Source organism: Streptomyces sp. WAC07094, assembly GCF_036320405.1.
Lineage (GTDB): Bacteria > Actinomycetota > Actinomycetes > Streptomycetales > Streptomycetaceae > Streptomyces > Streptomyces lannensis.
This window is the reverse complement of record NZ_JAVMJZ010000001.1, coordinates 6,809,347-6,833,262: the sequence shown is the minus strand read 5'-3', so window position 1 is coordinate 6,833,262 and position 23,916 is coordinate 6,809,347. Positions and strand designations below refer to the sequence as shown.

Below are 23,916 nucleotides of genomic sequence, written 5' to 3'. Positions count from 1 at the left end.
GGGCTCGGCGAAAACCGTCCCGAGCCGAGCTGGCCCGATGGACGACGACAGCCGTACGAGCCGCTGGGAGCGACGGATGGGGGTCCCGCTCGGGATCGCCTCACTGCTGTATCTCGCCTCGTTCGCGGTACGGGTCCTCGGGCGCGGGCTGCCCGGTCCGGTGCGTGATCTGTGTCTGGCGGTGACCTGCGCCAGCTGGGCCCTGTTCGTCGTCGACTACGCGGTGCGCTGGCGTCGTAGCTCTCTGGGCGCCCGCTTCGTCCACCGGCACTGGCTAGACTGGGTGGTCGTACTGCTCTCCCTGCTGCGGCCGGTTCGCGTCATGCGGGTCTATGACGCCGTGCAGAAGCGCCAGGGACATCCTCCCCGGTTGTCCCTCCAGGGGAGGGTGATGCTGTACGCGGGCACATCGGCCACCCTGCTCGGTCTCATCGCCCCTCTCACGGTCTACGACCTGGAGCGGGACGCCCCACGTTCGACGATCCACACCTTCGGCGACTCCCTGTGGTGGGCCGTGTCCACTCTGTCCACAGTGGGCTACGGCGACGCCGTCCCCGTGACACCGCCGGGGCGGCTGGTCGCGGCCGCCCTGATGGGCTGCGGACTCGCGCTCCTGGGCGCGGTGGCGGGCTCCTTCTCCCCGTGGCTGATGCAGGAGTTCTCGCGCAGGGAGAACGGCCAAGGGCCCCCGGGGAGCTGAACGTCCCGGGGGCCCTCCGTCACGTACGTGTCAGACCTGCGCCCGCTCCTCGACGACGTTCGCGATCTTCGCGATGGCCTCGTCGAACGGGATGCCGTTCTCCTGCGAGCCGTCCCGGAAGCGGAACGAGACCGAGCCGGCCGCCATGTCCTCGTCACCCGCGATGACCATGAAGGGCACCTTCTGCTTCTGGGCGTTGCGGATCTTCTTCTGCATCCGGTCCGAGGAGGAGTCCACCTCGACGCGCAGCCCCTTCTTGCGGGCCGCGGCGGCGAATCGCTCCAGGTACTCCACGTGCGCGTCGCCGATCGGGATGCCGACCGCCTGCACCGGGGCCAGCCACGCCGGGAACGCGCCCGCGTAGTGCTCGAGCAGCACCGCGAAGAACCGCTCGATCGACCCGAACAGGGCTCGGTGGATCATCACCGGGCGCTGCTTCGCTCCGTCCGGTCCTGTGTACTCGAGGTCGAAGCGCTCGGGCAGGTTGAAGTCCAGCTGGACCGTCGACATCTGCCAGGTGCGGCCGATCGCGTCCTTGGCCTGGACGGAGATCTTCGGACCGTAGAAAGCCGCGCCGCCCGGGTCCGGGACCAGCGGGAGACCCTGCTTCTCGGCGACCTGGCGCAGCGTCTCGGTGGCCTCCTCCCAGGCCTCGTCCGAGCCCACGAACTTCTCCGGGTCCTTGGTGGACAGTTCCAGGTAGAAGTCCGTGAGGCCGTAGTCGCGCAGCAGGTTCAGCACGAAGGTGAGCGTCTTGTCGAGCTCCTCGGCCATCTGCTCACGCGTGCAGTAGATGTGCGCGTCGTCCTGGGTGAAGCCGCGGGCCCGGGTCAGGCCGTGCACGACGCCCGACTTCTCGTACCGGTACACGGTCCCGAACTCGAAGAGGCGCAGCGGCAGTTCACGGTACGAGCGGCCGCGCGCGTCGAAGATCAGGTTGTGCATCGGGCAGTTCATGGGCTTGAGGTAGTAGTCCACGCCCTCGTCGAGCTGCATGGGCGGGTACATGCCGTCGGCGTACCAGTCCAGGTGGCCCGAGGTCTCGAAGAGCTTCCCCTTCGTCGCGTGCGGGGTGTAGACGAACTCGTAGCCCTCCTCCTCGTGGCGGCGGCGCGAGTAGTCCTCCATCACCCGGCGCACGATGCCGCCCTTGGGGTGGAAGACCGCGAGGCCCGAGCCGATCTGCTCGGGGATGGAGAACAGGTCGAGTTCGGAGCCCAGTTTGCGGTGGTCGCGCTTCTCGGCCTCGGCGAGGAAGTCCAGGTGCGCCTTCAGCTCGTCCTTGGACGGCCAGGCGGTGCCGTAGATGCGCTGCAGCATGGGGTTCTTCTCGCTGCCGCGCCAGTAGGCGGCCGCGTTGCGCATCAGCTTGAACGCCGGGATGTTCCGGGTGGAGGGCAGGTGGGGACCGCGGCAGAGGTCCTTCCAGCACAGCTCGCCGGTCTTGGCGTCCAGGTTGTCGTAGATCGTCAGCTCACCGGCACCGACCTCGACGTCCGCGCCGTCCTCGCTGGACGCCGAACCCTTGAGGCCGATCAGCTCCAGCTTGTAAGGCTCGTCCGCCAGTTCCTCGCGGGCGGCCTCGTCGGTGACGACGCGGCGGGAGAAGCGCTGGCCGCGCTTCTGGATCTCCTGCATCTTCTTCTCGACGGCCTTGAGGTCCTCGGGCGTGAACGGCTTCTCGACGTCGAAGTCGTAGTAGAAACCGTCCTTGACCGGCGGGCCGATGCCCAGCTTGGCCTCGGGGAAGAGTTCCTGCACGGCCTGGGCCATGACGTGGGCGGTGGAGTGCCGCAGGATGTTCAGGCCGTCCTCGGAGGAGATCTCGACGCCCTCGACCGTCTCGCCGTCCTGGACCTCGTAGCCGAGGTCCTTCAGCTCACCGCCGACCCGCGCCGCGATGATCGAGCGCTCGCCGGCGAAGAGGTCGGCGGCCGTGGTGCCCGTCGTCACCGTGCGCTCTTCCCGCTCGGAATCGCGTTGGATGATCACACGGACGTCTGACACCGGTCTCTCCTGACTGCTGGCGGATGCGGCGCCATACCTGGAGCGCGCGCATGACTGGGATCGTACCGACCCGGCGCGGCCCTCCGCGAAACGGTCGCCGTCAGTCCCCGCCGCAGGCCTCCTCGAAGAAGTCCAGGTTCTCCTGGAGGGACTTCATGAGCCGGTCCCGCTCCGCCTCGTCGACCTGTACCGGGGACACACCGGACGCGGCGACCAGGCGCCGGAAACCGCCCCGGCTCTCCAGCCGTCCGTGCACCCGCACCGGCAGCCCGACGAGATGGGCGTGGCCCGCGATCCGGTAGGACTCCTCGTCCAGCGTCATCCGTACGTGGGGGACCTCGGCCCCGGCGATGACCCGCAGCCGTACCGTGCCCTCACCGCGCGGGCCCGACCGGCGCAGCCGCACGACGGCCCCGGTGATCCGCACCGGCATGGACGGCTCCTCCCGCTGGTAGCGGGCCGAGGCCTCGCGCAGCACGGGCAGGTCGCCGGGTGAGAACTCGACCGGTTCGCTGGGCGCGGCGCACCCCTCGGGAACGCCGGCCGCGGGCGCCCACTCGACGGCGATCCGGGCGCCCTCGGAGCCGCGCACGAGGGCGACCAGCGCCTCGGTCAGCTCATGGCTCACGCCCGCCTCCACGGCGGCGTCGAAGGCGTCCATGCCGCCGGTGGCCCGCTTGTAGTCGATGGCCTCCCTGGCCGCGTTCAGGGCCTGGTGCAGGCGTACGGCGAGCGGCCTGCCGGTGGTGACGGGCGTGAAGGCGGTGAGCCGGCGGCCCCCGGCGGCCGCGCCGACCAGCACGTGTTCCAGGGACGCCGCGGCGGGCCTGCGGTGCCGGGCGCCGTAGTAGCCGGCACGCGCGCGGGTGGCCAGCGCGCCCGCCATCAGCATCTGGCGGGCGGCCGAACGCAACTGGTCCTCGACGGCCCAGGGCGCCGCGCCCGCGGGGCCGGCGGGGACGTCCCGATACCAGTGGATCTCGTCGCTCGGCACGGCGAGCCCGAGCAGCACGTCCCGGGCCGCGGGCGAGCCGCTGCGGGAGAGCGCGACGAGGGCCTCGCCTATCAGGTCGTCGCTGTCGGGGAAGGCACGGCTCTCCGGCACCAGCAGACTCGTACGGCCGCCGCCGGGGCCCGGTGGGGTCCACCGGCCGTAACGCCCGGCGGCCCCGCCCCGGCGCTGCCAGCCATGGCGGTCGAGCAGGGCGCCGAGCACGGCGGGATCGACCTGGTCGGACGCGGGCGGCTGGTTCCACAGCGGCTCGGCCGGGTGCGGCCGCACGGCGCGGGCCGACTCGTCGAGGGGACGGTGTGTCACGGTCTGCCTCCCGTTCCGACCCGGGTCATGATCTCGCACAGGGCTCGGTCGTCGAATATGCGTGCGGTGGGGACGCGTACGGTGGTGCGGCGCCGGCCCGTGATCGGGTGTCCGGCCAGATTGACCCAGTAGCAGCAGTGCCGCAGGTCGAGCCGGTCGTGTCCGGCCCGCAGCCATTGCTCCTGGGACCGCGGAACGATCATCACGACCAGGATCTTGTGCACCGACACCGGCGTGCGGGCGAGCTTCGCCAGGTGGTCGTTGTCGAGCGTGAAGGAGAAGAACCGGCCGGGCGGGTTCGGCGGGATCTGGTACGTGCACTTCAGCTGCACCTTGATGGTGACCTCGTCGTCGACCGTGTGCCCGGGCGCGCTGTGACTGACGTGCCAGTCGATGCCGTTGTCCGGAAAGGGCTGCGACAGTGAGCAGCCGGCCGCGGCGGCGACGGCGTGCAGATAACCCACCTGCAAGGTCTCCATGCAGGCGGTGGTGGCGAGTGTGCCGCGGTGATGGGGTGCCGTCCGCTCGGGCAGCAGCCCGCCCCGTTCGGGCTGCGCTATCGCCATGACCAAAAAGCCTTCCCAGCTGAGAGAGTCCCCGTGACGGGCCCGTGAACTGCAAAGACCCGTACTCCTGTTGTGTCCTTCCGGCGTACGACGCAAACAGCCCGGGTATCACCAAACGGGCAGAAGACGGTGCGTCAGCTGCCAAGGGTGAACGAGGAGTTGTGTAGGCATGGCGTGCTGGTATGAAGGGCCTCTGGCCGCATTCGACACGGAGACCACGGGCGTGGACGTCGAGACCGACCGGATCGTGTCGGCCGCCGTCGTCGTCCAGGACGCCCCGGGCACCCGGCCGCGGGTGAGCCGTTGGCTGGTGAACCCGGGCGTGCCGGTGCCCGCGGAGGCGACGGCGGTGCACGGGCTGACGGAGGAGCATCTGCAGCGCGAGGGCCGCTGGCCGTCGCCGGTGATGGAGGAGATAGCCAAGCAGTTGGGCGAGCACGCCGCCCGCGGCCGGCCGCTGGTGGTGATGAACGCGCCGTTCGATCTGACGCTGCTGGACCGGGAGTTGCGCCGTCATCGCGCGTCATCGCTCGACGGCTGGTTCGCCTCGGCGCCACTGCGTGTGCTGGACCCGCGGGTCCTCGACAAGCATCTGGACCGCTACCGCAAGGGCCGCCGCACGCTCACCGACCTGTGCGCGCACTACGGGGTCGTCCTGGACGGCGCGCACGACGCGGCGGCGGACGCGGTGGCCGCGATGGATGTCGTACGGGCGGTGGGGCGCCGTTTCGCCACCCGCCTCGACCGGTTGACGCCGGCCGAACTGCACGTCCTGCAGACGGGGTGGCACGCGGCGCAGGCACGCGGGTTGCAGGCGTGGTTCGCGCGCAGCGGCACGGAGGAGTCGGTGGATCCCGCGTGGCCGCTGCGGCCGGAACTGCCTGCAGCAGCCTGAGCAGACGAAAAACCGGCCCGCCATGACGGACCGGTCTTCTCCGGGTGGGCGATACTGGGTTCGAACCAGTGACCTCTTCGGTGTGAACGAAGCGCTCTCCCACTGAGCTAATCGCCCGGGAACGCACTGAACAATACAGGTCCCGGCCGGGTTCCTTCAAACCGCTTGGAGACGGGCGAGAAGTCCCCGCCGTCCGGCCCGCATCATCAGCCAGTGGTTGGCACGGAAGACGGGCCGCCCCGGCACGGCGAGCCGGCTGAGCAGAGGCTTGTTCACGTCGACCACCTGGTCGTAGCGGGCGAGGGAGCCCGACGGGGTCGCGGTGACCGTCCAGCGCGCCCAGCCCTGGAGGTCGCCGGACAGCGCGGCCTCCAGGACCCCGGCCGACGGGTCGCGCCGTACCTCACGCACCGTGAAGCTCAGGTCATACGGCAGGAACGAGCGGATCCGGACCACACCGGTCGTGTCGTCGAGCCGGGTCACGTCCCGCACCTGGCGCCACCACGCCGGATACTCCTCGGCCCGCTCCAGCGCCCCGTACACGGCGGCGGGCGGGACGGGCAGGGACCACAGGGTGCGGAAGCGGTAGTGCGTCCAGTCCATGGACAGAGTCTGCCCCGCGACCGGCGCAGCGCGATTGAGTACCCGTACTCATGCGGTACGGAGAGCCGCGGACCCAGAATGCGGCTGCGAGCGCCGCCGCCCGTGCGGCGGCGCTCCCCCGAGAGCGCCGTGCTCCGCCGTCATCGGGCACTCCGGGACGTCCCGCGCGGCGGTCGCAGCCGTTCGACGCCACTCCGCCGGATCTCCCGGCCCGAAGTCCCCGTCGTTCTCCGGGAGCTGGCCCGGCTTCACATTCCGGATGTACGCGGGCACTTGAAACCGAGCAGAACACGCCTTTTGTCGTACTTCCGCAGAAATACCTCGGCGTTCCGGAATAGGGTGACGCATTTCTGTCCGCGGCCCATTCCCCGAGTGCGCCGCACCTCGATCTTCTTGGTCCACGGACAGTTCTTTTCGAAGAACACGACGGGCCGTCCGGCCCTTTTCCCGGACCCTCGACCGCTCGCCGGAAGTCACGGAACGTGACCGACCGGTTCCTCGGTCGGGCTCGTTGTGTGAATCGTTCCATCCGGGATACCCGCCGCCGGGCCGGAGCGGACATACGACGAGGGCGGCGTGACCCACGGAGTCCGTGGGTCACGCCGCCCTCGATCCTGTGGGCGATACTGGGTTCGAACCAGTGACCTCTTCGGTGTGAACGAAGCGCTCTCCCGCTGAGCTAATCGCCCGGGCGCACGGAGAACATTACCGCATGTCAGGTGCGTCTCCGACCATGCGCCGGCGGCAGCGGCGGCTACTCCTCGATGTTCCAGGGCATGGCCGCACCGAACCGCCAGACGTAGACGCCGGCGAGCACGGCCACGATCGTCACGCCGACGGTGGTCAGCACGATGTTGCGCCGGCGCACCCTGGGGTCGAGCGCGCGCTGTGCGGCCTCGGTGACCTTGCGCTTCGTCCAGCGCAGCACCAACTGCGCCCAGACGAACTCGGTCGCCCAGAGCGCAAGGCCGGCGAAGATCACCAGCCAGCCCGGACCGGGCAGCGGAAGCAGGACCACACCCACGGCCACGACGGCGAGTCCGGCCACGAAGACGCCCACCTGCCAGCTCAGGTGCAGCGCCTTCCGGGTCTTGATGAATTCCGGCGCCCGGGAACCGAGCTCCCGCTCCGCCTTCGCCTCGCTCGCGGCCACGGCGATCTCGCCCGGCTCGTCACTCGCCGTATTCATACGAACAAAGCCTACCGGAGAGAAACCGGTCACCAGAATGGGCGTACCACGCAAACACCATCTCGGCCGGATGAGCTACGCATAGACAGGCAAAACACTCAGAGGGGTTTACAACGGCACCGTAGGTGGCATGTCGATTTCGCCGACGTGCGAATCCCCGAGCGCACACTGAGCGAAAGGCCCTGGCGCTTATGAACACCACGGTCAGCTGCGAGCTGCACCTGCGCCTCGTTGTGTCGAGCGAGTCCTCACTGCCTGTACCCGCGGGACTGCGGTATGACACGGCCGATCCCTACGCCGTGCACGCCACTTTCCACACCGGAGCCGAGGAAACCGTCGAGTGGGTGTTCGCCCGCGACCTCCTCGCAGAGGGCCTGCACCGGCCCACAGGGACGGGCGACGTCCGCGTCTGGCCGTCCCGCAGCCACGGTCAGGGCGTCGTATGCATCGCCCTGAGCTCCCCGGAGGGTGAGGCCCTGCTCGAGGCCCCGGCGCGGGCCCTCGAGTCGTTCCTGAAGCGTACCGACGCCGCCGTGCCACCCGGCACGGAGCATCGTCATTTCGATCTCGACACGGAGCTCTCCCACATCCTGGCCGAGAGCTGAAGCGACACCTCGAACCGCCCGACGCCGTCCACTCGGGGAGACGGCTCGGGCCAGGACAACCGCATACGGCACACCCAGGGCGCCGTCGCCGCGAACCTTCGTGGTGACGGCGTTCGAGGTGCACACGCACGGTCACGAAGTTGTCCCGGGTCGTGACGGAGGGGCCCGCACGCGGGGCCCGGAGCCGTCCCGTCCGCGCGGCGGCGGACTGCCCGCCCGGCCTGCGCCCGTCCACGACGGCGAGCGAGCCGCTAGGCTCGGCCAGCATCGGCGGGCGTCCGCCCGACCTCCAGGCCAGGGAGCGACACGTGCTGATCACCCACGACACCCGGTGCGCGCTCGACCTCGTGGTGGATCTGGTGAACACCGCACCCGAGGGCGACGGGACGGACGCGCTCCCGGACGTCGCCGCCCTCGACGACTTCGCGCGCAACCACGATCTGAGCGATGTCGGCGTCCTGTCGGAGTTCGATCTCTCGGCCGTGCGGAAGATCCGCGGCCGGTTCGCCGCGGTCTTCGCCGCCCAGGACGCCAGGACCGCGGCCGGGCTGATCAACGAGCTGGTCGCCGCTGCGGGAACGACTCCGCGGCTCACCGACCACGACGGCTACGACTGGCACGTGCACTACTTCGCACCCGGCGCCTCGGCCGCCGATCACATCGCTGCGGACTGCGGTATGGCCCTGGCGTTCTTCGTGGTCGCCGGGGAGCAGGAGCGACTGCGCCGCTGCGAGGCGCCCGACTGCCGGCGTGCCTTCGTCGACCTCTCGCGCAACCGCTCGAGGCGCTACTGCGACAGCCGCACCTGTGGAAACCGCCTGCATGTGGCCGCCTACCGGGCGCGCCGCAAGGAGGCGGCGGGCTGAGCGGGCCGTTGCCGGACGTTCACGTCGTGCGTTCCCCCTCGCGCGGGGCGGGGGCTGACGGAGCCCTCGGCGGGTGGCGCCAGGGGCTCCGCATACGGCTCAGAGCATCAGCAGATCGTGCAGTGATGCCATGAGCAGCAGGCAGCCGACAACCGCAAGGAAGATCATCAGCGGTGGCTGGGAAAGCGCGAAGAGACAACCCCGGCGTTCCTCGGGAGGAACAGCGGTGTCGCTCTGGGTTCTGTCCAGCATCTCGCGGCGATGATGACGCAGCCCGCACCCGCTACGCGATCAACACGCTCGGAATGACGGGGAGTTCTCCCATATCCGTGATCTACGGAACGAAGCTGATCCCGGCGTGTGCAACCTTGATCATCCGACGGCGTCGCGCGACCGTTGTGTCGTTTCAAAACGGCGCTCACGCCGGGCGGCGCGCCTCCTCAGATACCGTGCTTCTTGAGGATGGCCTCGATGTCGCTGAAGTCGTCCGAGGAGTCCCCCGCGCGGGGGGTGGCCTTGGCGCGGGTCGCCGGAGGGCGGGAGGCGCCGAGCGCCGGTGCGGCGGCCGCCGGGGCCACCGGCTCCCGCTCGGCGGTCCGGGCCGCTCTGCGTTCCTTGCGGGTACCGCCGCCGCGTCGGCGCTCCACGGCCCGTGTGGTCGCGAACAGCAGCCAGGCGACGGCGAGCACACAGAAGCCCGCCCAGGCCGTCAGGCTGAACGCCGTGTCGGCCAGCCAGCCCACGACACCCGTCATCACCAGGCCGACCGGCACCAGCGCGTAGGCCGCGATACGGGCCGCGGCCAGGAAGCGCTTGCGCCAGGCCGTGACCGCGGCGATCCCCAGACCGGCCGCGGAGACGGCGGAACAGACTGTCTCGGCAATCATCCGGACCTCCAGGGCGGTGATCGGTCGGGCAGGGTCGGTTCGTCCCTTCCATCCTGCACCGCCGCACACCCCGCGGGCCACGGTCCAAGCGGACCTCAGGGAGATCTCCGGGTCGGCTCCTCCTCAGGGCGCGGCCCCCTCTGCACCCCGCGCACCACAGTCACCGCCGACGCCCCCCGCCGGTCAGGTCCGGTTGGGGAGGCGTCCGCGGTCCTGGGAGACTGTCGCCCATGAGCGATTCCTCCTCCGCCCGTGCCGCCGCCCCCGTCCTGGACGTCTGGTGCGAGCTCCAGTGCCCCGACTGCCGCACCTCCCTCGAGGACCTGCGAGCGCTGCGCGAGCGCTACGGCGACCGGCTGGAGCTGCGGCTGCGGCACTTCCCGCTGGAGAAGCACCAGCACGCGTTCGCCGCGGCGCAGGCCGCCGAGGAGGCACTGGCGCAGGGACAGGGCTGGCCGTACGTGGAGGCCGTGCTGGCCCGGGTCGACGAGCTGAGCCGCCGGGGCGAGGCGCTCCTCGTCGAGGTGGCCGGCGAACTCGGCCTGGACGCCGAGGAGTTCGACACCGCCCTGATCGACGGCCGGCACATCCTGATCGTCGACGCCGACCAGGCCGAGGGCAAGGCGATCGGTGTGACCGGCACCCCCACCTATGTGATCGACGGACTGCGTCTCGACGGCGGCAAGAGCCAGGAAGGCCTGCGGGAGCGCATCGAGGAGATCGCGGACCGGCTCCTGGCCGAGGGGGCCTGAGCCTCAGGCGAGGTCCTTGTAGAAGTTGTACGAGGTGGTCTCGTACCCCAGCGAGATGTAGAGGCGTTCGGCCGGGTCATTGCCCGCGAATACGTGAAGGGCGATGCGGTCCTTGCCGCCCTCGGCCGCCTGCGCCTCGGCGAGCCGCATCAGCGTGCGCCCATGACCGCGGCCCCGGTGCTCGGCGTGGACCTCCACGTCCAGGACGAACGCGCTGTCCGGCCACAGCCCGAGCCACAGGACGCCGACCGGGTCCCCGTCGCTCTCCAGGACGCTGATCACCGTGTTCGCGCTGGCGAGGCCGTCCGGCAGGAATCGGACGTCGCTCTGCTCGGCCTTGTCGTAAGCCTCGTCGGTGGACGCTCCCCGCTCGATCAGGCTGCGCGCGAAGCCCTCCCGCGCCTGTGCCCGCCACGGGCCGTACTCGGCCTCGGTCATAGGACGGGCCACGAGGCCGGCGGGCAGCCGGGGCACGTCGGGCCCCAGCCGCTTCTCCATGTTCCGGCTGCGCAGTACGTACCCGAGTGTCGTCGCCAGCCGGCGGGCCGCCTCGGCGTCACCGGGCACGGAACCCTCGATGCGCTTGCAGCCCCAGCCGCGCGCCACCTCCTCGGCGGCCAGCGCGGCGACCGTGCCCCTGCCCCTTCCGCGGTCCGGCTCCTCGATACGCAGCTCCGCGAGGCAGGCCACGGTCGGCCCGTACTCGGGGTGCGTGGACAGGTGTATCCCACCGATCGGACGGCCGTTCACACACACCTGATAGCGCTGTGAACGCGTTCCGTCCGGGTCGTGGCGAAGCGGCTCGGTCGGCCGCAGGGTCGTGGTCATCACAGGTGTTCTACCCGGTACCGCGCCGCGGGGCAGCCGAATTTCGCCCGGCTCAGGGGTCGAGGTCGTTCCCCGCCCGCTCGTCGAAGATCCGCATCGCCTTGGCGGTCACCGGACCCGGCGCACCCGGCAGTTCCCGGCCGTCGACCCGGCGCACCGCCTGCACGTCCCGCAGCGTGGAGGTGAGGAAGACCTCGTCGGCGCGCTCCAGGACGTCCAGCGTCAGATCGGTCTCCTTGGCGCCCGTCCAATCGACGGTGAGCGCACGGGTGATGCCCGCGAGACAGCCGGAGGCGACCGGCGGGGTGTGGATCTCGCCGTCGAGGACCACGAAGACGTTCGACCCGGTGCCTTCGCAGAGCTGCCCGACCGTGTTGGCGAACAGCGCCTCGGAGGCGCCCTGTTGGGAGGCGCGGGCCAGGGCGACGACGTTCTCGGCGTACGACGTGGTCTTCAGGCCGGCCAGCGCACCACGTTCGTTGCGGGTCCACGGCACGGTGATCACTGCCGTGGCGTCGGGTCGACGCTTCGTCGCGCCGACGGCGACCACGAGCGTCGGGCCCTGGTCGCCGCGGTCGGAACCGAGCGGGCCGTAGCCGCCGGTGTACGTGATGCGCAGCCGGCCGAGCGGCACCGGCTCCGCCTCCAGCACGGCGGCGCAGGCCCGCCGGACCTCGTCCAGGTCGGGGTCGGGCAGCCCGAGACCGCGCGCCGAGCGAGTGAGCCGGTCGAGGTGACGGGTCAGCGCGAACGGCCGTCCGTCGACCGCCTTGACGGTCTCGAAGATGCCGTCGCCGACGGTCAGTCCGTGATCGAGGACGGATACGCGGGCGGACTCGAGGTCCTGCAGCCCGCCGTCCAGCCAGATCTTCACGTGAGGGTCCCTCCACTCGCCTCGTACGCCCCCGACGCTACCGTGAGCAGTCGGGCGGCCTTCAGTTCGGTCTCCTGCCACTCCCCCTCCGGGTCGGAACCCCAGGTGATGCCCGCCCCCGCGCCGAAGCGCAGCACGGCGGCGTCGCCCGGAGTCCGGTCGATCCAGAACGTACGGATGCCGACCGCCAGCTCCCCCACCCCCCGGTCCGCGTCGACCCAGCCGACACCGCCGCAGTAGGGGCCGCGGGGTGCGGTCTCCAGGGCGTCGATGATCCGCAGGGCGCTGGACTTGGGCGCACCGGTGATCGAGCCGGCCGGGAAGGTGGCATCGAGCAGATCCGGCCAGCCCACGTCCGCGCGCAGCTCGCCGCGGACCGTGGAGACGAGGTGCACCAGACCGGGATGCTTCTCGACGGCACACAGGTCGGGCACGGACACACTGCCGGAGGTGCAGACACGGCCGAGGTCGTTGCGGACCAGGTCCACGATCATCACGTTCTCGGCGTAGTCCTTCTCCAGAAGGTCCTCCTCGGTGCGTCCGGTGCCCTTGATCGGGCCGGACTCGACGCTCCGGCCGTCGCGGCGCAGGAAGAGCTCGGGGGAGGCGGTGGCGACCTCCACCCCGTGCCCGGGAAGGCGGATCGTTCCTGCGTAGGGAGCGGGGTTGCCGCGCGCCAGCACGGCGGTCAGCGCGTCCACGTCCGCGTCGGCCGTCACCGGGGCGGAGAGCACCCGGCAGAGGTTCACCTGGTAGACCTCGCCGGTCGCGATGTGCTCGCGGATCCTGCGCACCCCCGCCGTGTACGCGTCGCGCTCGAGCGACGACCTCCAGTCACCGGTCGACGGGCCCCGCCATCGGCCGGGCACCGGTGCGGGCACGGGCTCCTCCCGTACGTCCTGGAAGCGGGCGCAGGTCAGACGCCCCTCGTAGTCCGCGCAGACCGCCCAGAAGCCGGTGGAGTCGAGGGCGGCGGGATCGTCGGTGACATCGAGGAGACCCGTGGCCACGCGGTCACCGAAACGTGCGAGAGGAGGGAGGTGGAGCACACAGTCGAGTCTATGGCCGTGTCGCGCCGGTGGCCCGGACATGTCCCCGTGGGGCCCTGACCATGACCTTGACCAGGTGCAGGGCAGCACGCTGCACAAACGCGTTTTTGTACTGGCTCCGGAATCCGCTAGAGTTCAACTCGTCGCCGGGACGCGGGAGCGTACCGAAACGACAGGCGGACGTAGCTCAGTTGGTAGAGCGCAACCTTGCCAAGGTTGAGGTCGCGAGTTCGAGCCTCGTCGTCCGCTCGAAGGAATCAGGGGGTCTTCCCGACCCCCTGAGCTCCGGGTGGAGTGGCCGAGAGGCGAGGCAACGGCCTGCAAAGCCGTCTACACGGGTTCAAATCCCGTCTCCACCTCCAAGGACGATTAGCTCAGCGGGAGAGCGCTTCCCTGACACGGAAGAGGTCACTGGTTCAATCCCAGTATCGTCCACTGGTCCGCGAGGATCCCCGCGCGATTAGCTCAGCGGGAGAGCGCTTCCCTGACACGGAAGAGGTCACTGGTTCAATCCCAGTATCGCGCACGCAGCAACCACGGTCGTCTCTGTCGAGCGGCCATGGCCCGAGGACGATTAGCTCAGCGGGAGAGCGCTTCCCTGACACGGAAGAGGTCACTGGTTCAATCCCAGTATCGTCCACCGGATCGAGGGTGGCTCGTGCCGTGCGAAGAGCACGGCCGGGCCACCCTCGTCGTTTTCCCTTGTCTCGAGGCGCGTTGCGGGACGACAAGGCCCCCCGGCCCTGCGGGCGGGGGGCCTCTGCGTGCCTCAGCTGGAGAACAGCATGTGGCCGAAGCTCTTGTGGCGCTGGTGGCCGTAGTGCCCGTGCCCCCCGTGGCCGCCGTGCGGTGCGCCCCAGGCGGGAGCGGCAGGGTAGGCCTGCGGGGCGGACGGGGGCGGCGGAGCGGGCTGCGTCCACTGGGACTCCAGGCGGGTCAGCGCCTCGAGCTCCCCGTAGTCCAGGAAGATGCCGCGGCAACCGCTGCACTGCTCGATCTGGACGCCGTTGCGGTTGTACGTGTGCATCGGCGCATGACACTTCGGACACTGCATGGTCGGCTCAACTCCTCGCCGGTCGGTGGTGCTTCGCCAGGTAGGGACTCACTTCCGTGCTGGCCGGTTGCAGCCTACGTCCTTCACCCTCGCGCCAACTACGGCACTTCGGCACTCATTCGAACACACGCTTGAACGACGGCCTGCTCCACCTCGTCCAGGGGACCGTCCGCTGTGACCGACTTGGCGACGGCCAACGCCGCGGTCTGCACGGTGAGGGCGCGGGCGGGGACGTCGAGCGCGGGCCAGGGGTCACCGTCGAACGGGACGGCCGGTCCGCCCTCCTGCCGGTAGGCGGTGAGGAACCGGGACCACTCCTCGGGCGGAAGCAGCCCGCAGGCGTACCACGCGGCCGGCCGGGCCAGGTCCCAGGCCGGGTCGCCCGCACCGAGGTCGTCGACGTCGATGAGGAGCCAGGAGCCGGCGTCCGGGGGGTGGCGCACGAGCTGGCCGAGGTGGAGGTCACCGTGGCACAGAGCGCGCGGGGGCGGCGGGTCCGCCTCGTCGCGGGCCCAGGCCGGGAGGGCCGCCCAGGCCTTGAGTACGGGCTCGGCGGCAGGGTGCGGGCCGGCCGCACCCATGCGCCGGATCGCACGGGCGGCCTTGGCCGGCCCGCGCATGGGCGGCAGGCCTGCGGGCACGGGGGCCCGGTGCAGCCGGGCGAGGAGGCGCGCGGCCGCCTCCCAGGGGGCGGCCTCAGGGCGGTCGGGGTCGACCGGGGCGCCGTAGGGCCAGAAGGTCACGAGGCGGCCGTGGAGGGTGACCGGCGTGGCGTCGAGCGGGGCGAGCAGGGTGCCGCCGAGGCGGGTGGCCGCTGCGAGGCGGAGCGAGAGCTCGGCGGCGTCGGTGCCCTGTGCATGGGCCTTGGCGACGGTGGCGCCGTGGCGGACGACGGCGGCGGTGTCGCTGCGCTCTGCGAGGACCGCGTCCGAGGTCGTGCACCTGCACTCCGCATCGGGGTTCGAGTGCACCGTGGCACGTGCTCGTGCGGTGAGTGCGGGCAGGAGTGCGTTCATGGGCCCTCGGAGTGTACGTACGGCTGTGCGGGGAGCGTACGCCGCGAACAGGACAACGCCCGCGCAGCTCCCCAGCTGCGCGGGCGTTTGTGCCGTCCGCCGCACCCCCGTCCCCACGGGGTCTTATGGGTGGATGTCCCCGCCCGGACCGCTCTTCCGGGCCTGGGGCGCCGCTCAGCGCCCCAGCATCACGCCCACGGACGACGCTTGTGTGACCACTGCATCCCAGCCGCCGAAGGCGTATACGAGCAGGGCCGCCAGGGGAAGGACCATCGCTGTCGCCACCAGCGGGTGGCGGCGGCTCGGACGGCCGGTGCCGAACGCGGCGCCGTATGCCTTGCGTCCCTGCATGCGGATCAGCGTCCGCGGTGCCGTCTGGGCCATGGTCCCTCTCCTGACCTTTGTGCAGTTGTCCTTGGCAGCGGCGGGTGTCTGACCTCGGGGGACGAGTGCTGCACCCGCCGCTTGACCTCAAATCTAGGTGCCGGGCCGACGGGGGGCGTCATGCCCTCGTACCGATTGCCTGGCCTCCCGGAGGATGACCGATGACCTGCGGTGTACTCCCCTGGGTGGAGACGAGGTCCTAGGTCTCGGGGTCTTCCCCGAGGGGACGCCCCGAACGTCCCCCGTGTTCCGACGCGTCCTCCCGCGGGACCGGCTGCTCCACGAGCGCCAGCACCCGGTTCGCCATGAAGCGGGCGGTGCGCACGACGGAGCCGTTCCTGGTGACTTCGCTCACTTCCACCACTCCCCTGCGCACCGCCGTCTCCACCCGGCGGCCCGCCCTGCTCGCCACGACCTCGTAGGTGCGCGTCGTGTCCCCGGCGTCCACGACTATCTCCACACGATCACCCTTCACGGGCTCAATCCCCCTTCCGCCGCGGGAGGTTGGGATCACAGGCAGCACAAGGCCGGCCTGCTCGCGCCTCCCCTGACCACCCCTCAAGTCTCGCACCCGGCAGTGACAATCGATCGGGGCGAGAGGGCGCGGCCTCTGCGCGCACCCGGCCGCGGAAACGTAAGCTGTGGCTCGTCAGACGGACCGGGCAGCGGGGATGGACATGGCGATGATGCGCCTGAGGCGTGAGGACCCGCGTGTCGTCGGCTCGTTCAGGCTCCACCGGCGGCTCGGCGCGGGCGGGATGGGCGTCGTCTACCTCGGTTCCGACAAACGGGGCCAGCGGGTGGCACTGAAGGTGATCCGGCCGGACCTGGCGGAGGATCAGGAGTTCCGGTCGCGGTTCGCGCGCGAGGTCTCGGCGGCACGGCGGATCCGGGGCGGATGCACGGCGCGGCTCGTGGCCGCCGACCTGGAGGCGGACCGTCCGTGGTTCGCCACACAGTACGTGCCCGGCCCCTCCCTGCACGACAAGGTGGCCGAGGAGGGCGCTCTGTCGGCCGCCGACGTGGCCGCGGTGGGCGCCGCACTGTCCGAGGGCCTCGTCGCGGTGCACGAGGCCGGCGTCGTCCACCGCGACCTGAAGCCGTCCAACATCCTGCTGTCCCCGAAGGGACCGCGGATCATCGACTTCGGCATCGCCTGGGCGACCGGCGCCTCGACGCTCACGCATGTCGGCACGGCCGTCGGATCACCCGGTTTCCTCGCTCCCGAGCAGGTCCGCGGTGCGGCCGTCACGCCGGCCACGGACGTGTTCTCGCTGGGCGCCACCCTGGCGTACGCGGCGACCGGTGACTCGCCCTTCGGACACGGCAGTTCCGAGGTCATGCTCTACCGGGTCGTGCACGAGGACCCGCAGCTGCACGGCGTGCCCGACGCCCTGGCCCCGCTCGTCCGCGCCTGCCTGGCGAAGGACCCCGAGGAGCGGCCGAGCACCCTCCAACTCTCGCTCCGCCTCAAGGAGATCGCGACCCGGGAGGCCCAGGGACTCGTGGACGCGCGGCCGACCGCGCAGTCCGGTGGACCTGACCGGCCGACAGGCCGGCTGGCGGAGCAGTACGCCGACCAGCGCACCGTACGGCGCCCCCCGGGGCCGGGCACGCCCCCGCCCCGCAGCAACGGCTCACGGCCGGGGTCGCGCCCGACGCCGGTCCAGCGCACCGCGCCCCGCTCCGGCGGCCGTCCCGCACCGCGCAGTGGGGCCGGACGTCCCGCGCCGCGGACCACCGGGACAGGCAGGCGGCCGGCCAACCCACGACTGCTGCGCCAGCGGCTGTTCGTCTTCGTGGTGGTGACGCTGCTGGTGGCGCTCGGCATCGCGGCGGCCCAGGGCTGTCAGGGCCCGGCCCGTGGCCTGGACCGCGGGGACACACGCCGGGAGGTGGGCCAGGAGCGGTTGTACGCCCCTGCCACGGGTGAGGCGATGGCCGAGCGGCACGCGGGCGGGCCGAGCGCGGCGGGCTGACGGGCGATCAGCACGAGGCGTCCGCGGTCGTCCCGGCGACCGCGTCCGTGACCTCGGCGGCCGTCACAGCCCCGGAAGGATCCGTTCGAAGAACTCACGGTCGCCGTCGAAGATCGGATCCATCGCCAGGTACTCCTCGACGGTGACCCAGCGGGCCTCGGCCACCTCCCCGGGGTCGGCGACCACCTCGTCCGTGCCCACCGCCGCGGTCCACCAGTGGAGGCGGAAGACGCCGTCGTCGGTCTCGGACTCCCAGACCTTCGCCAGCGGTGCGACGGTCAGACCGACCTCCTCGTGGACCTCCCTGACCAGGGCCTCCTCCTGGGTCTCCCCGGGCTCGAGCTTGCCGCTGAGCGGCGCCCAGTAGCCGGAGCGACGTGCCTCGGGCCCGCGTTTGACGACGAGTACCCGGTCACCGCGCCGCAGCACGGCGACGATCGCCTCCCGCGGGGCCATCGGACTCCTCCTCAGGGCCGGGGGCGATCGGTGGCCACCGCGTAGAAGGCGACGGCCGCCGCCGCTCCCACATTGAGTGAGTCGACCCCGTGCGCCATGGGGATGCGCACCCATTCGTCCGCGGCGACCAGCGCCTGCGTGGACAGACCGTCGCCCTCCGCGCCGAGCATCAGCGCGACCCGCTCCATCTTGTGCGGCGCGGTCTCGTCGAGGGTCTTGGCCTTCTCGTCGGGGGTGAGGGCGAGCAGCGCGAATCCGGCCTCGCGCACCGACTCCAGGCCCTTGGGCCAGGTCTCGAGGCGTGCGTACGGCACCGAGAAGACCGCGCCCATGGAGACCTTCACGCTGCGGCGGTAGAGCGGGTCGGCGCAGTCGGGCGACAGCAGGACCGCATCCATCCCGAGGGCCGCGGCGGAGCGGAAGATGGCGCCGATATTGGTGTGGTCGTTCACGGATTCCATGACCACCACACGACGGGCGGTGGACAGGAGCTCGTCCGCCGTCGGCAGTGGTCTGCGCTGCATCGAGGCGAGCGCGCCACGGTGGACGTGGTAGCCGGTGACCTGCTCGGCGAGTTCCGGGCTGACGGCGTACACCGGCGCCGGGAGCTCGTCGATGACGTCCCGCATGACGTCGACCCACTTGGCGGAGAGCAGCATGGAGCGCATCTCGTAGCCGGCGTCCTTGGCGCGTCTGATGACCTTCTCGCCCTCGGCGATGAACAGGCCCTCGGCGGGTTCGCGCTTGCGGCGCAACTCCACATCGGTCAGACCCGTGTAGTCGCCGAGGCGCGGGTCGTCGGGGTCCTCAACGGTGATGAGATCGGCCACAGGGTGATACTGCCTTGTCCTGGGAGTGGTGCCAACGGCTGGAACGGGCCGGGTTACCCCGGGTTACTCGACGGGCCGCGGAGCCGCCTTCACGACCTCGCCGATGACGATGACGGCCGGCGGCTTCACGCCCTCGGCCCGCACGGTTGCGGCGACCGTCGCGAGGGTGGCGTCGACGCGGCGCTGGGCCGCCGTCGTGCCTTCCTGGACCAGGGCGACCGGGGTGTCGGCATCCTTGCCGTGGGCGACGAGCGTCTCGGCGATCTTCCCGATCTTGTCGACGCCCATGAGGATCACCAGCGTGCCGGTGAGCCGGGCGAGGGAGGGCCAGTCCACCAGGGAGCGCTCGTCGTCCGGAGCGACATGGCCGCTGACCACCGTGAACTCGTGTGCGACACCCCGATGGGTGACCGGGATGCCGGCCGCGCCCGGCACCGAGATCGAACTGGAGATGCCGGGAACCACCGTGCAGGGGATGCCCGCCTCGGCGAGCGCCTGTACCTCCTCCATGCCGCGGCCGAAGACGAACGGGTCCCCGCCCTTGAGCCGCACGACCGACTTGCCCTGCCGGGCGTGCTCGATCAGGGCGTCGTTGATGGCCTCCTGGGCCATGGCACGGCCGTACGGGATCTTCGCCGCGTCGATCACCTCGACGTGCGGGGGGAGTTCGGCGAGGAGATCACGGGGGCCGAGGCGGTCCGCGATGACCACGTCGGCCTCGGCGAGCAGGCGGCGGCCGCGGACGGTGATCAGGTCGGGGTCGCCGGGGCCGCCCCCGACCAGCGCGACACCGGGGGTGCGGGTGCGGTGGTGCGGTGCGACGAGCGTGCCGTCGCGCAGGCCCTCGACGACGGCGTCGCGGATGGCCGCGGTGTGCCGCGGGTCGCGGCCCTTCGCGGCGGTGGTGAGGACGGCGACGGTGACGCCTTCGCTGTGACCGGTCGCCGGGGTCCACGCGGTGGCCGCGTCGGCGTCGTCGGAGCGCACGCACCACACACGGTGGCGCTCGGCCTCGGCGGAGGCGGCGGCGTTCGCCTCGGGATCACTGCCGGCGATCAGGGCGTACCAGGCCCCCTCAAGATCGCCGGGCCGGAACGGGCGCCTCAGCCAGGTGATCTCTCCCGCGTCCGCCATGGCCTCGACCGAGGGTGTCGCCTCAGGTGACACGAGCAGTACGTCGGCGCCCGCCGCGATCAAGGCCGGAAGGCGGCGCTGGGCGACCTGGCCGCCGCCGAGAACGACCACACGACGGCCGGAGAGACGAAGCCCTACGGGGTAAGGGGGGTGTTCGGCCATGGCGGTACGGCTCCTCGTCCAGGCGGTGCGGAAGACGGCCCCTACGCCTTTGGAGCGGCCCTGACGTGGGAATTTTACGTTCGGCCCGGCCGGATGGCGCAGGTGGGTGCGCCCGGTGGACAGGACCGGGACGGATCGCGGGGAACCCGGGCCCGGCGCCCGGGTTCCGTCCCCGGCTACTTCTCGGTCACTCCCGCCGAGTCGAACGTCGCCACCTCGTGCATCGCCCGCGCCGAGCTCTGCACGAGCGGCAGCGCGAGGAGCGCTCCCGTCCCCTCGCCCAGACGCAGGTCCAGGTCGACCAGAGGACGCAGACCCAGCTTGTTGAGGGCGGCGACATGACCGGGCTCCGCGCTGCGGTGGCCCGCGATGCACGCCGCGAGGACCTCGGGCGCGATCGCTCGCGCCACCAGAGCGGCGGCTCCCGCGCTGACACCGTCGAGGATCACCGGTGTGCGCAGGGACGCGCCGCCGAGCAGCAGCCCCACCATCGCCGCGTGTTCCAGACCGCCGAACGCGGCGAGCACGCCGATCGGATCGGCCGGGTCGGGCTGGTGCAGTTCGATGGCGCGACGCACGACCTCGGTCTTGCGGGCCAGCGTCTCGTCGTTGATGCCCGTCCCGCGGCCGGTCACCTCGGAGGGGTCGGTGTCCGTGAAGACCGCGATCAGGGCGGCCGAGGCCGTCGTGTTCGCGATGCCCATCTCACCCGTCAGCAGCGCCTTGTTGCCGGCCGCCACGAGGTCGCGGGCCGTCTCGATGCCGACCTCGATAGCCTGCTTGACCTCCTCGCGGGTGAGCGCGGGGCCGGTCGTCATGTCCGCCGTACCCGCGCGGACCTTGCGCGGCAGAAGACCCGGGGTCGCCGGCAGGTCGGAGGCCACGCCCACGTCGACGATGCAGACCTCGGCGCCCACCTGGTTGGCGAAGGCGTTGCAGACCGCGCCACCGCCGAGGAAGTTGGCCACCATCTGACCGGTGACCTCCTGCGGCCAGGGGGTGACGCCCTGGGCGTGCACCCCGTGGTCACCTGCGAAGATCGCGACGGCCGCGGGCTCCGGGATCGGCGGCGGGCACTGCCGGGACAGGCCGGACAGCTGTGCGGAGATGATCTCCAGCATGCCGAGCGCGCCCGCAGGCTTGGTCATGCGCTTCTGCCGCTCCCAGGCCTCGCCGAGGGCCTTGGCGTCCAGCGGACGGATACCCGCCACGGTCTCGGCGAGCAGGTCGTGCGGCTCCTCGCCGGGCAGTGCCCGGCGGCCGTACGTCTCCTCGTGCACGACCCAGGACAGGGGACGGCGCTTGGACCAGCCCGCCTGCATCAGCTCGGGCTCCTCGGGGAACTCGTCGACGTATCCCACGCACAGATAGGCGACGATCTCCAGGTGCTCGGGCAGTCCGAGGGCGCGGACCATCTCACGCTCGTCGAAGAAGCTGACCCAGCCGACACCGAGGCCCTCGGCACGGGCGGCGAGCCAGAGGTTCTCGACGGCGAGCGCGGAGGAGTACGGGGCCATCTGCGGCTGGGTGTGCCGGCCGAGCGTGTGGCGGCCGCCCCGCGTCGGGTCGGCGGTGACGACGATGTTCACCGGCGTGTCGAGGATGGCCTCGATCTTCAGTTCCTTGAACTGCTTCGCCCGGCCCTTGGGCAGCGACTTGGCATAGGCCTCACGCTGACGCTGTGCCAGTTCGTGCATGGTGCGGCGGGTTTCGGCCGAGCGGATGACGACGAAGTCCCACGGCTGGGAGTGCCCCACCGAAGGCGCCGTGTGGGCGGCCTCCAGCACGCGCAGCAGCACCTCGTGCGGGATGGGGTCGCTGCGGAAGCCGTTGCGGATGTCACGGCGTTCGCGCATCACGCGCAGCACCGCCTCACGCTCGGCGTCGTCGTATCCGGGCGCCGCCGGGCCGGTGGACTCCTGTACGTCTTCCACTACGGCCGTGCTCTCTTCCTGCTCGGCGGCCCTGGTGTCCAGGTCCTCCGCCTGTTGTGCTGCTACGGGCCCCGATTCCGCGGCCGGCGGCTCCGGGACGGCCGACTCGCCCTCACGCGGAGCGGGGACGACGAGGATCTGTTCCTCCGGCGCCGGGGCGGCGGCCTGCTCCTCCTGCTCGGCCGCAGCCGGAGCGGGGTCCTCGGCGGCCGGCTGCTCCTGGTCCGGCAGCGGAGGCACGCTCAGCCCGTGCGGCGGGGTCGGGGCCAGGTGCGGCGTGGTCGGCACGATGCCGTCGACGGGCACGAACTGGCCCAGTGAGTGGTCCGCTCCGAGCTCCGCCGCGACGCCGTGCTCGCCGACCGGCTCACCGGTCGCGTGCTGCCCGGTGGGTGTCCGCTCACCGTGCGCCTGTTCGCCGGGCGACGGCTCGCCGTACGCCTGGACGGCGACGGCACCGGGCGCCACGGCCTCGACGGACACGCCGACCGGAACGGCCCGGACGGACCCGGCGAACGCGGGCTGGGCCTCTTCGGCGCCGTGCGGCTCGGGCGGCGCGAACTGCGCCCCGGCGTCCGGCAGCACCGGCGCCTCCTCGGCCGCGGGGGCCTGCTGCCCGGACGCCGGTGCGTGCGCGGCGAGGCCCTGGGCGGGGGTGTGCTGTGCCGCGGCCCGGACGTGCGCGGGCGGCACCATGACGCCGGACGCGGGGGTGTGCGCGTCGGCGGGGGTCAGGAGCGCCCCGGTCCCGGTCACGGGCGCGGGTGTGCCGTCGTACGGGGTGCCGGCCGTGGGCTGCACGGGTGCGGCGGCGGAGAGATGCGGGGCCGGCGTGAAGTCCGCCGCGGGCTCAGCTTCCCGGGCGGCGCCCGGGGCGATCGGCCCGTCCGGCGCCGGGGCACCGATGTGCGGGGTGCCGTGGGCGGGCGTGCCATGAGCCGGCGTCCCCTGAGCAGGCGTGCCATGAGCAGGCGTGCCATGAGCAGGCGTGCCATGAGCAGGCGTGCCGTCGGCGGCGAGCCCGGTCACGGGCATCGGGACGATGGGCGGGGTGTCCGGAACCTGATGGACGGACGGCGCGGCCGCCTGCGCCCCCCAGGGGTCGTGCGGTGCGTCCGCGGAGTACTGCGCCTCGGCTCCGAGGGGCGTCGCGGGTGCCTCGAACGCCGGGGAACCGGCCGGGTTCCCCGTTCCGTGGAGCGTGCCGGAGCCCTCGGCGACCCCGGGCACGGCGTCGGGGGCGACCGGTGCGGGGAACTGCTCGGGGGCCGCCGGGGGAACGACCGTTTCTTCAGCCGTCCCCTCGGGAACGGCCGGCGGCACGGTCTGGGTCTGCGTCGAGGAGTCCCACGGTGCTGCGCCCTGCGGGGAGTTCTCGAGCTGGGACACGTCCAGGTACTCGGGGCCGGTCGTCGGCGGCCCGGAGGCGCGCATGGGCACGCCCGCCGGTCCACGGTCGGCGAGCGAACGCACCAGGCTCGAGGAGGCGTCCGGGGTGGGCGGACCGAGGTGCAGCGGACGGCGCTGCGGCGCGGGCGCGGCAGCCGCCGCGCGGACCGCGCCGAGGTCGATCGAGCCGCTGTCCCGGCCGGCCGTCTCGTGCGGGCCGGGCTCGTGCGGGAAGGGAGCCGGCGCCGGGGCCGGCTGCGCCATCTCGTTGCCCCACGCGCCCTGCTGGCCGGGCATCAGGAGCAGGTCGTCCTCTTCGGCGGGGGTGTCGGAGTGGTCGAGGTAGGTGTACGCGCCCGGCGCGAGGACGCCTGGCTGTTCCACCATGCCTGCGTTCTCCGGCAGTCCCTCGCCCGGGACCTGGCCGGTGTCGGTCATG

General features: G+C 71.8%; 24 protein-coding genes and 7 tRNA genes. 11 read left to right on the top strand and 20 right to left on the bottom strand.

Annotated features, from left to right (window positions below):
• The first annotated feature begins 37 nt into the window (after positions 1–37).
• Positions 38–700 (top strand): ion channel, encoded by a 663-nt coding sequence (locus tag RCR19_RS30390; RefSeq protein ID WP_331268023.1) that lies wholly within the window; start codon positions 38–40, stop codon positions 698–700.
• A 30-nt stretch (positions 701–730) separates the two neighbouring features.
• Here the strand turns inward: RCR19_RS30390 and thrS are convergent, their stop codons facing one another.
• The 3 genes from thrS to RCR19_RS30375 form a co-directional block, all read right to left on the bottom strand.
• Positions 731–2,707, bottom strand: coding sequence for a threonine--tRNA ligase (gene thrS, locus RCR19_RS30385; RefSeq protein ID WP_331268022.1), 1,977 nt, complete (start codon positions 2,705–2,707; stop codon positions 731–733).
• A 100-nt stretch (positions 2,708–2,807) separates the two neighbouring features.
• Positions 2,808–4,025 (bottom strand): hypothetical protein, encoded by a 1,218-nt coding sequence (locus tag RCR19_RS30380; protein ID WP_331268021.1) that lies wholly within the window; start codon positions 4,023–4,025, stop codon positions 2,808–2,810.
• Positions 4,022–4,591: a DUF4365 domain-containing protein gene (locus RCR19_RS30375; RefSeq protein ID WP_059125583.1), complete on the bottom strand. Its 570-nt coding sequence runs from the start codon at positions 4,589–4,591 to the stop codon at positions 4,022–4,024. The genes RCR19_RS30380 and RCR19_RS30375 overlap by 4 nt, the downstream gene beginning before the upstream one ends.
• 169 nt (positions 4,592–4,760) lie before the next feature.
• On the opposite strand from RCR19_RS30375, the gene RCR19_RS30370 reads away from it, so the two are divergent.
• The gene (locus RCR19_RS30370; protein WP_331268020.1) at positions 4,761–5,486 is read left to right on the top strand and encodes a 3'-5' exonuclease; all 726 of its coding nucleotides are present in this window, start codon (positions 4,761–4,763) and stop codon (positions 5,484–5,486) included.
• 45 nt (positions 5,487–5,531) lie between these two features.
• Here RCR19_RS30370 and RCR19_RS30365 read toward each other — a convergent pair.
• From RCR19_RS30365 to RCR19_RS30350, 4 genes are all read right to left on the bottom strand, one after another.
• A tRNA-Val gene (locus tag RCR19_RS30365) sits at positions 5,532–5,603 on the bottom strand.
• Positions 5,604–5,642: 39 nt separating this feature from the next.
• Positions 5,643–6,089, bottom strand: a complete 447-nt coding sequence (locus RCR19_RS30360; RefSeq protein WP_331268019.1) for an SRPBCC family protein — start codon at positions 6,087–6,089, stop codon at positions 5,643–5,645.
• 617 nt (positions 6,090–6,706) lie between these two features.
• Positions 6,707–6,778, bottom strand: a tRNA-Val gene (locus tag RCR19_RS30355).
• Positions 6,779–6,843: 65 nt separating this feature from the next.
• Positions 6,844–7,278 carry a TIGR02611 family protein gene (locus RCR19_RS30350; RefSeq protein WP_331268018.1) on the bottom strand — a complete coding sequence of 145 codons (435 nt, stop codon included), beginning with the start codon at positions 7,276–7,278 and terminating at the stop codon, positions 6,844–6,846.
• Positions 7,279–7,469: 191 nt separating this feature from the next.
• Between RCR19_RS30350 and RCR19_RS30345 the strand changes: the two genes are divergently transcribed.
• Positions 7,470–7,883 carry an SsgA family sporulation/cell division regulator gene (locus RCR19_RS30345; RefSeq protein ID WP_003959770.1) on the top strand — a complete coding sequence of 138 codons (414 nt, stop codon included), beginning with the start codon at positions 7,470–7,472 and terminating at the stop codon, positions 7,881–7,883.
• A 308-nt stretch (positions 7,884–8,191) separates the two neighbouring features.
• The gene (locus RCR19_RS30340; RefSeq protein WP_331268017.1) at positions 8,192–8,749 is read left to right on the top strand and encodes a CGNR zinc finger domain-containing protein; all 558 of its coding nucleotides are present in this window, start codon (positions 8,192–8,194) and stop codon (positions 8,747–8,749) included.
• Between the two features lie 99 nt (positions 8,750–8,848).
• Here the strand turns inward: RCR19_RS30340 and RCR19_RS30335 are convergent, their stop codons facing one another.
• Together RCR19_RS30335 and RCR19_RS30330 are read right to left on the bottom strand one after the other, a co-directional pair.
• Entirely contained in the window at positions 8,849–9,001 is a 153-nt protein-coding gene (locus RCR19_RS30335) for a hypothetical protein (protein ID WP_331268016.1), read from the bottom strand.
• A gap of 188 nt (positions 9,002–9,189) precedes the next feature.
• Positions 9,190–9,636 carry a hypothetical protein gene (locus tag RCR19_RS30330; protein ID WP_331268015.1) on the bottom strand — a complete coding sequence of 149 codons (447 nt, stop codon included), beginning with the start codon at positions 9,634–9,636 and terminating at the stop codon, positions 9,190–9,192.
• 230 nt (positions 9,637–9,866) lie between these two features.
• Between RCR19_RS30330 and RCR19_RS30325 the strand changes: the two genes are divergently transcribed.
• Positions 9,867–10,388 (top strand): DsbA family protein, encoded by a 522-nt coding sequence (locus tag RCR19_RS30325; protein WP_331268014.1) that lies wholly within the window; start codon positions 9,867–9,869, stop codon positions 10,386–10,388.
• A gap of 3 nt (positions 10,389–10,391) precedes the next feature.
• Here the strand turns inward: RCR19_RS30325 and RCR19_RS30320 are convergent, their stop codons facing one another.
• From RCR19_RS30320 to RCR19_RS30310, 3 genes are read right to left on the bottom strand one after another with little or no spacing between them, the layout of a single operon-like run.
• On the bottom strand, positions 10,392–11,216 hold the full coding sequence (locus RCR19_RS30320; protein ID WP_331268013.1) for a GNAT family N-acetyltransferase: 825 nt from the start codon (positions 11,214–11,216) through the stop codon (positions 10,392–10,394).
• A gap of 52 nt (positions 11,217–11,268) precedes the next feature.
• Positions 11,269–12,090 carry an aminodeoxychorismate lyase gene (locus RCR19_RS30315; protein WP_331268012.1) on the bottom strand — a complete coding sequence of 274 codons (822 nt, stop codon included), beginning with the start codon at positions 12,088–12,090 and terminating at the stop codon, positions 11,269–11,271.
• The gene (locus tag RCR19_RS30310) at positions 12,087–13,139 is read right to left on the bottom strand and encodes a chorismate-binding protein (protein WP_331268011.1); all 1,053 of its coding nucleotides are present in this window, start codon (positions 13,137–13,139) and stop codon (positions 12,087–12,089) included. Before RCR19_RS30310 ends, RCR19_RS30315 begins: the two co-directional genes overlap by 4 nt.
• A gap of 176 nt (positions 13,140–13,315) precedes the next feature.
• Here RCR19_RS30310 and RCR19_RS30305 point away from each other — a divergent pair.
• The 5 genes from RCR19_RS30305 (at position 13,316) to RCR19_RS30285 (ending at position 13,779) form a co-directional block, all read left to right on the top strand.
• Positions 13,316–13,388, top strand: a tRNA-Gly gene (locus RCR19_RS30305).
• A gap of 39 nt (positions 13,389–13,427) precedes the next feature.
• Positions 13,428–13,501: transfer RNA gene (locus tag RCR19_RS30300), tRNA-Cys, on the top strand.
• A gap of 1 nt (position 13,502) precedes the next feature.
• Positions 13,503–13,574: transfer RNA gene (locus RCR19_RS30295), tRNA-Val, on the top strand.
• A 19-nt stretch (positions 13,575–13,593) separates the two neighbouring features.
• Positions 13,594–13,665, top strand: a tRNA-Val gene (locus tag RCR19_RS30290).
• 42 nt (positions 13,666–13,707) lie between these two features.
• A tRNA-Val gene (locus RCR19_RS30285) sits at positions 13,708–13,779 on the top strand.
• A 129-nt stretch (positions 13,780–13,908) separates the two neighbouring features.
• On the opposite strand, the gene RCR19_RS30280 is transcribed toward RCR19_RS30285, so the two are convergent.
• The 4 genes from RCR19_RS30280 to RCR19_RS30265 form a co-directional block, all read right to left on the bottom strand.
• Complete coding sequence (locus tag RCR19_RS30280; protein ID WP_331268010.1) at positions 13,909–14,193, bottom strand: zf-TFIIB domain-containing protein; 285 nt, start codon at positions 14,191–14,193, stop codon at positions 13,909–13,911.
• A gap of 98 nt (positions 14,194–14,291) precedes the next feature.
• Positions 14,292–15,209 (bottom strand): aminoglycoside phosphotransferase family protein, encoded by a 918-nt coding sequence (locus RCR19_RS30275; RefSeq protein ID WP_331268009.1) that lies wholly within the window; start codon positions 15,207–15,209, stop codon positions 14,292–14,294.
• Between the two features lie 174 nt (positions 15,210–15,383).
• The gene (locus RCR19_RS30270) at positions 15,384–15,593 is read right to left on the bottom strand and encodes a hypothetical protein (RefSeq protein WP_331268008.1); all 210 of its coding nucleotides are present in this window, start codon (positions 15,591–15,593) and stop codon (positions 15,384–15,386) included.
• A 199-nt stretch (positions 15,594–15,792) separates the two neighbouring features.
• Positions 15,793–16,068 carry a hypothetical protein gene (locus RCR19_RS30265; RefSeq protein ID WP_059125595.1) on the bottom strand — a complete coding sequence of 92 codons (276 nt, stop codon included), beginning with the start codon at positions 16,066–16,068 and terminating at the stop codon, positions 15,793–15,795.
• A 196-nt stretch (positions 16,069–16,264) separates the two neighbouring features.
• On the opposite strand from RCR19_RS30265, the gene RCR19_RS30260 reads away from it, so the two are divergent.
• Positions 16,265–17,572, top strand: a complete 1,308-nt coding sequence (locus RCR19_RS30260) for a serine/threonine-protein kinase (RefSeq protein WP_331269595.1) — start codon at positions 16,265–16,267, stop codon at positions 17,570–17,572.
• A 63-nt stretch (positions 17,573–17,635) separates the two neighbouring features.
• Here the strand turns inward: RCR19_RS30260 and RCR19_RS30255 are convergent, their stop codons facing one another.
• The 4 genes from RCR19_RS30255 to cobT form a co-directional block, all read right to left on the bottom strand.
• Positions 17,636–18,028 (bottom strand): NUDIX hydrolase, encoded by a 393-nt coding sequence (locus RCR19_RS30255; RefSeq protein WP_331268007.1) that lies wholly within the window; start codon positions 18,026–18,028, stop codon positions 17,636–17,638.
• Positions 18,029–18,039: 11 nt separating this feature from the next.
• The gene (locus RCR19_RS30250; protein ID WP_331268006.1) at positions 18,040–18,858 is read right to left on the bottom strand and encodes an RNA methyltransferase; all 819 of its coding nucleotides are present in this window, start codon (positions 18,856–18,858) and stop codon (positions 18,040–18,042) included.
• Positions 18,859–18,921: 63 nt separating this feature from the next.
• Positions 18,922–20,154 (bottom strand): uroporphyrinogen-III C-methyltransferase, encoded by a 1,233-nt coding sequence (gene cobA / locus RCR19_RS30245; RefSeq protein WP_331268005.1) that lies wholly within the window; start codon positions 20,152–20,154, stop codon positions 18,922–18,924.
• Positions 20,155–20,330: 176 nt separating this feature from the next.
• Positions 20,331–23,915, bottom strand: coding sequence for a nicotinate-nucleotide--dimethylbenzimidazole phosphoribosyltransferase (gene cobT / locus RCR19_RS30240; RefSeq protein ID WP_331268004.1), 3,585 nt, complete (start codon positions 23,913–23,915; stop codon positions 20,331–20,333).
• Position 23,916 lies beyond the last annotated feature (1 nt).